This window comes from uncultured Methanobrevibacter sp., assembly GCF_905235195.1.
In the GTDB taxonomy this organism is placed as follows: Archaea; Methanobacteriota; Methanobacteria; order Methanobacteriales; family Methanobacteriaceae; genus Methanarmilla.
The window spans coordinates 1-7,667 of the sequence record NZ_CAJOKH010000065.1 but is presented as its reverse complement, the minus strand read 5'-3'; the positions used below and the strand labels follow the sequence as shown (position 1 = coordinate 7,667).

6 protein-coding genes are annotated in these 7,667 nt (G+C 24.4%); 2 read left to right on the top strand and 4 right to left on the bottom strand.

The annotated features are described in order from the left end of the window. Positions 1-338 precede the first annotated feature (338 nt). The gene (locus QZ146_RS07825) at positions 339-1,127 is read left to right on the top strand and encodes a TatD family hydrolase (protein WP_365316922.1); all 789 of its coding nucleotides are present in this window, start codon (positions 339-341) and stop codon (positions 1,125-1,127) included. 55 nt (positions 1,128-1,182) lie between these two features. Here QZ146_RS07825 and QZ146_RS07820 read toward each other — a convergent pair whose 3' ends face one another. From QZ146_RS07820 to QZ146_RS07805, 4 genes are all read right to left on the bottom strand, one after another. Continuing rightward, entirely contained in the window at positions 1,183-2,502 is a 1,320-nt protein-coding gene (locus tag QZ146_RS07820; RefSeq protein ID WP_295723288.1) for an MATE family efflux transporter, read from the bottom strand. Between the two features lie 296 nt (positions 2,503-2,798). Beyond that, positions 2,799-4,034 carry an ATP-binding protein gene (locus QZ146_RS07815; protein ID WP_295723282.1) on the bottom strand — a complete coding sequence of 412 codons (1,236 nt, stop codon included), beginning with the start codon at positions 4,032-4,034 and terminating at the stop codon, positions 2,799-2,801. 357 nt (positions 4,035-4,391) lie between these two features. Then, positions 4,392-5,165, bottom strand: coding sequence for a phosphatase PAP2 family protein (locus QZ146_RS07810; protein ID WP_295723286.1), 774 nt, complete (start codon positions 5,163-5,165; stop codon positions 4,392-4,394). A 414-nt stretch (positions 5,166-5,579) separates the two neighbouring features. Beyond that, the gene (locus QZ146_RS07805; RefSeq protein ID WP_295723280.1) at positions 5,580-6,965 is read right to left on the bottom strand and encodes a glutamate synthase-related protein; all 1,386 of its coding nucleotides are present in this window, start codon (positions 6,963-6,965) and stop codon (positions 5,580-5,582) included. Between the two features lie 492 nt (positions 6,966-7,457). Here QZ146_RS07805 and QZ146_RS07800 point away from each other — a divergent pair. Continuing rightward, positions 7,458-7,667: hypothetical protein (locus QZ146_RS07800; protein WP_295723278.1), on the top strand; the 210-nt coding region annotated here is incomplete at its 3' end.

Genomic DNA, 7,667 nt, shown 5'->3' with positions numbered 1-7,667 from the left:
TTACTAATAAAAATATAATTAAATATGAAAAAGAACGAATTTAATAAGAAAAAAATTTTGTAAAAAAAATAGGTAATATATATTTTATGAAAATTTTTCTCAAAAAGCAAAAAATCAAAAATTTTAATCTAAAAAATCACAAAAACAAAATTACCAACTAACAAATTGACAAATACATTATAAGGTAAAATTAATTTTATAAGCATTATAATATTTATTAAATATTTATATTTAAATAAACATTTAATATCTTATTTAATATAATTTAAAATTATATTAATTTTATTACTTGTATATTTGATTTATAAATAAAAAATTTGTAGTAAGGGTAATGTGAGATTATGAAACTTATAGACATTGGATTAAATTTAATGCACAAATCCTATAATAAGGATAGGCAAGATATAATAAAAAATGGGGCTAAAGTGGGTGTTGAAAAAGCAATTATCACAGGATCTAGTATTAAATCAAGTATTGAAGCATTTGAGTATGCATCTAAATCTCCTGGTGTTTTATATTCAACAGCAGGTGTTCATCCTCATGATGCTAAAAATTGTGATGAAGATACATTAAATATATTAGAAGATTTAGCAAAAAACGAATCTGTAGTTGCAATTGGTGAATGTGGCCTTGATTATAACAGAAACTTTTCACCTCAAAATATTCAAAGAAAATGGTTTAAAAATCAATTGGAATTAGCAGATAAACTTCAAATGCCTGTATTTCTACATGATAGAGAATCATACTATGATTTTTCTAAAATACTTAGACAATTTCCAGATGTGGCGAAAAAATCTGTAGTTCATTGTTTTACAGGAGATAAATATGAAGTTGAAGATTATCTTTCACTAGGATGTTATATAGGTGTTACAGGTTGGATATGTGATGAACGCCGTGGTGATGAATTAAGAGAAGCTGTAAAACATATTCCTCCAGAGAGATTAATGATTGAAACTGATGGTCCATTTCTTATACCTAGGGATTTAAAACCTAAACCTAAAAAACATAGAAATGAACCGAAATATTTGCCTCATATTTTAAATAGAATAGCTTATGAAATGGATATTGATTGTGAAGTGCTTGCAGACCAGGTTACTAAAAACACTAAAGAATTTTTTAATATTTAATTTAAATTTTCCCTATAATTCTTAAATATTTAAATCTAAATTAAATTTTATAAAATTACTTGTACATCCTCTTTTCATGAATATATTCTTTAAACTGTTTATGTTCTAATTTGTTAATAATAAATACTTTAGCCCACACATATCCAACTACTGAACCTAAGAAACTTCCGATTATTAAACCTGTATATATTCCAGTTAAACCCCATCCAAATATAAAACAGAATAAATATGCGCACACTACCTCTAGTAAAAGTGATCTAATAATAGTGAGAATTAAACAATATGTTCCTTTTCCAATTGATTTGAATAGTGCAGATGACATTAACCCATGTGGAATTGATATAACATATAAACTTAATATACATAATGTTGATGCAATTTGGGGTGCTAATCCTACACTTTTACTGGAATAACTAAAGACTGTTGCAATAGGTGATGAAAATATAACCATTATGCCAGAGGATATTATTGCTAATAGAAAACCTATTCTAATTGTAAAAGAATGTGCAGTTTTTAGGTTTTCAAAATTCTTAGCACCATAAGAAACACCTGCAACGGTTAAAAGTGCTGTTGATATAGCAGTTAAGGGCATAGTTGTAAATTGAAGTATTTGGCTTGAGGATGTAAATACTGCTACTGATACATGATTAGACACTTGCATAATAAAATAATTTATAAATAAACTTAATAATGAATATATTGTTGTTTCTAAGGTAGTAGGGATTGCAAGACTAATAATTTCTTTTATAATATTGTAATCTAATTTGAAATGTTTATATGATAATTCAAGATAGTTATCCTTTTTAATCCATAACCAATAAGCCATTATTATACAAGAAATTAAAACAGATAATACTGTTGCTATTGCAGCACCTTTCATTCCTAAATTAAAAGTATAAATAAATATAGGGTCTAATATTACATCTAAAATTGAACCTAAAACCACTGCCCGTGTTGCTCTTTTTACATTACCTTCAGCTCTAAAAAAAGATGATCCTAGATTTGAATATATAAAGACAAATAAGAATAAAAATATGATTTGACTATAATCTATTGCATAGCTTAGAACATTTCCTGCTCCTATAAATATTAAAAGGGGCTTCAAGAAAAATAGGACTAAAGATACAGGGATAATGGATAATATTCCTCCTAATAAGATTGCATGTAGACCTACATTATTTGCATGTTTATGATCTTTAGCACCAATACTTATAGAAATTAAAGAGCTTGAAGCTGCACCAATACCTACACCTATACTTACTAAAAACAAATATATGGGTGATATAAATCCCATTGCAGAAAGTGCTTTAGGACCTAAACCAGCTACCCAGATTGTATCAATTAAATCATAAAGTAATGAAATAATTAATGCAATAAATATAGGAATACTTAATTTTATTATAGCTTTTTTGGATCTCCGCTAATTAGTTCAATATTTGTATTATCCATTATTTGCCACCAAAGTATTCTGTTTATAATTTAAATTTCTTATAATATATATTCATTATTTTATTTAATTTAATTTAAAATTAGTTATAATATTTTATAATTTTATATATTATTTTTAATATTATAAATATAGGTATTTGAAGTTTTTTTTTATAAAACAAAGAATTTTAAAAATATTAAATATTAAAATTTTATTTTATAATTGTAATAATTTAGTATTAGTTAATCTAAAAAGTTAATTAAAAAGTCTAATAAATTAATGTGTTTTATTCCATTATTAGATTTATCTTCTACATCTTCACTAATTATATATTTCGGATAAACATCTTTTACTTTTAACAATGGATCAAATTCTCTATTTCTATTTGCTTCATGTATTCTTTCAGTAACTTGAATATAAAATACTTCATCTGATTTTTTACATAAAAAGTCTATTTCACTACCATTAAGTTTTCCTATTCTAACTGAATATCCTCTTTTTACAAGTTCCAAATATACAATGTTTTCAATAATATGGCCTCTATTTTTTTGAACTTGATTAATTCCCCTTATTGCATGAATAAAACCTATATCTACAACATAATATTTTTCGTTTGTTGATAAAATTTTTTTTCCTTTAATATCCTCTCTTAAGACTTTATTAAAAATACATGCATTCTCAAAATATTTTAAATAATTCTGTATAGTTAATGAACTAATTGAAATATTTTCCTTTTTTAAAAAATTACTTATTGAATTTGCAGAAAAAATATTGCCTACATTATCTAATAAGAAAATAATTAGTTTATTTAGTATTGCTACATCACGAACAGAATATCTTTCAATTAAATCCTTATATAAAATTGAATTAAAGATGTCTTGCATATAATTTAGTTTATATTCTTTATTAATTGATAATGAAAATGGAAAAGATCCATACCTTATAAACTCGTCTAACCATTGTTGTTTATAAAATTTAATTAAGTCTTCATTGGTCTTGTCTATTTCCATATTCTCTAATTTATACTCGCAAAATTCATTAAAAGAAAAAGGATATATTTTTATTTCAATATATCTTCCAGTTAAATGTGTTGATAGTTCTCCGGATAAAAGATTAGAATTAGAACCTGTAATATAAATGTCACAATCTAAATCCACATAATAAGAAACAATACTTTTTTCCCAAAATTTGACATTTTGTATCTCATCAAAAAATAGATATACTTTACCTTCTATCTTTTCTGTTAATTTTAACACAAGTTCATCTAAAGAGGAATATTCATTTATATTATTATATTTTCCCGAATCAAAGTTAATTAAAATAATGTTCTCTTGCTTTATACCATTATTGATTAATTCCTTAATAAATAGTTCTAAAAGATAGGATTTTCCACAACGTCTAACTCCGGTTATAACTTTAATTATGTCTTTATCTTTTAGTTGTCTTAATTTTTCTAAATATAATTCTCTTTGAACCATTAGTAATCCTTCTAATATTTTAAAATATTTTGACAGTTTAAATACAAATTTTTTTTAATATTATTATCTTTAAACTAATATATAAATATTATAAAATTTTAAGTATAGTTAAAAAAAATTTAATTTTTAATAATATTTTAATTATAATGTAAATAAATTTATTCATAATTTTCATTTATAAAAACTATAAAAATTTTTTTTGTATTGAAAAAGAGATAAAATTCTTTATTTATTAATCAAATAAATAATTATTTAAACCTTTTTTTTGAGTAAATTAAAATTAAATCAAATATGAATCTTTTAAATATTTGATTCATTATTTATATTAATAATTTTATTTTAGATTAAAATTTAAATTTAAACTTTATTTGCTCTATTTTCAAAGAATTTAAATATTATAGGATAAATTAACATTACAAAAACCATTATTAAAAAGTATTGTAAAAAGCCTCCAATTGGTGTTTCGCCGATTATTGGTAAAATAACATTAATAATAAATTCTAATGCTATAAATCCACATATAAACCTTAATACTTTAGTTTCAACTGTTCCATCTGTTAAAAACTTAATAAATCTTCTTTCAATAGGCCAACTAAAAAAGATACCTACAGCAAAACCTGCAGATTTAAATGTATCAATGGTTAATATTGCAGGGTCTACAATTAATTTTCCTGCAGCATCATAATCTAGAGGATATGACTTTGTTAAGGAATAAATTACTACTAAAATTGAAATTATTATACCTACTACTGAAATAATAATGTCTAAATTTGGATTAGTTTCAAGTTTATCAAATAATTTAGAAAATACAAACAGTACCATTAATGTAAAGATGATTGCAAAAATTACATCTAATATGGAATGTACTCCTAAATAGTTACGGCTAAATCCAACAAGTAATAAACATATGATTAAAACAATGTTCAATCCTTTAGAAAGTCTTCCTCTTAATACTGTTCCTGCAAAGAAGGTTGTAGCACTTGTAGTATGGCCACTTGGAAACGAATATCCTGTTGCAGTAGTAATAGCTTCTTTTACCGGATGTACTCTAGAGTCTAGAATCCATGGACGATATACACAGGCAAAAACCTTTAAAAAGCCGTTAACTAAATATGCACCTGCCTGTGATATGATTAAAAATTCTCCTAATTTTTTATCTAAACACCAGTATACGAGAGTTATTAATATTAAAATAGGAAAATCCTCTCCAAAAATTGAACAAAATAGGAAGAAAGAATTAAAAATTCCTCCTGTAAGCTCTCTTATAAACTGTAAAAATAATAATGGGTCGATTAAAATGTTAATATTACCACTTCCAAATTATTAAATTTATATTATTTTTTCTTTCTTAATATATAAAATTGCATCAAATTTTTAATTTTTGTAATAAATGGTATTATATAGAATACTATTTTAAAAATATTAAAGAAATTGTATTATGTAAAATACTAGTATAATAATAAAGTAAAAATAGTCTTATATAGAATACTATTTTAAAAAATAAAAAAAAGAGGTTTATAAAAAAAACAATACTTCTTTTCTTAATTAAACATGGGAAATATATGTATAATCTGAGATTTCACTATTAAATGTAGTTAAATCATTAATATTTAAATCATGTACATCAGTATGTGAAGTTATTCTTGCAAATGTTTTAAGCTCTTCAGTTGAAACATTAAGATAATTTTCAACCCTTTTAGCTGCAGCTTCAATATGATAATTTTTTCTTAATTTATCATCTTGTGTTGCAACACCTACAGGACAATTACCAGTATGACATATTTTATATTGTTGACAAGCTGATGCTATTAATGCAGCAGTTCCAATCGCTATTGCATCTGCACCCATAGCTAGAGCTTTTGCAAAATCAGAAGATACTCTAAAACCACCAGTGATATTTAATGTTATATCACTATTATTTTCATCTAAGAATTTTCGAGCCCTACTTAATGCATATATTGTTGGAACTGAAGTTGAATCACGTATAAGTCTTGGACTAGCACCAGTAGATCCTCCTCTTCCATCAATTGTTACAAAGTCAGCTTTAGAATCTAATACATATTCAAGGTCATCTTCTATTTTACCTGCAGCCATCTTTATTCCTATAGGTCTACCTTCTGATGTTTTTCTAAGATATGTTACAAGTTCTTTTAAATCATCTTTAGAATTGATTTCTGGTATATTTGCAGGTGAATGTATATCTGCTCCTAGAGGCTTTCCCCGAATTTTTGCAATTTCCTCTGTTACTTTTTCACCTTGAAGTTGTCCTCCAAGACCTGGTTTTGTTGATTGACCTATTTTTATTTCTATAGCATCAGAACTTTTAAGGTTTTCTTCACTAACAGAATATTTATTTGGAACATATTCAAAAATATATTTATATGCATTTTTCTTCTCATCAGGTAATATTCCTCCCTCACCACTACATTGAGCAGTTTTAACCCTTGCTGATGCCTTAGCAAGTGAAATCTTATTTTCTCTTGATAATGCACCAAAGGACATATGAGTAATATAGATTGGAGTTTCTATTATTAGTGGCTTTTTAGCATTTTTTCCAATAACTGTTTGAGTGTTTACATCTACATCTGATTCTAGGGGTTGTGGATTAATTTGAGATCCTAGTATTAATATATCATCCCAATTAGGCATTGGAAGTTCTGTATACATTGCTGATACTAATGACTTTCCAGATATTGCCATTTCATGTATGTCATTCATTCCTCTTATACTAGCATCACTTTTTGCAAATTCTTTTGGATATGCTAAATCTATATTTTTTTCATCATATGATTCTGTTGATCTTTCTTCTTCAAATTCAACATAATTAGTATAATCGGCACCACAGATGGGACAGTTAGCTAAATCTTTAAGTGAAGTTCCAGTTGCTTCTTCATTATGTATGTGACCACATACAAGACATTTATATATCATATTTTCACCTACTAATAATATTATTTTATCATAATATTATATACTCACTTTATATTATTATAGTATTTTATTTTTAATATAAATTCATTAAATCATAAAATCCTTCTGATTTTGTTTATATATTCTAAGCTTTAAATTTTCAATTATTAATCTATTTTTTTTCTGTTAATTTCTTTATATATTCTTTTTAGATTGGTTCAGTTGTATAAAATATAAATTTTATTAATTATTTTTAATCCACTTTAAAGACATATATTAGTGCATATTAATGAATTATTCTAATGAAATGGAACAGTAACTTTTAATGATAAATATTTAACTAATTATTGAATATAAATAATGAACTTAATTTTATTATATAAATTTTTGAAAGAGCAAATTTGACTTAGTGAATAGTTTTAAATAAATTAAGTGTATTATATATTAATATTAATATTAATATATTTGAGCAATTTATTGTAAATTATTTATCATTTTAGGGTGTTGTTTAATATGTCTGATGATGAAAAATTTTTTGTTTTTAAACATTTAAATGGTGAGTCTAGTAATATAAAAATTTATTATTCTTTTGAGGATTCTTGTTTGTTAGGTGATTCTCAATTTAATATTTATAGGGATGAAACTTTTAATAATGTGGGTACTTCTTATAATAATCCGTTTAAAATTCAATTAAATAATTTATATTCTGTTGAAGAAATTGAA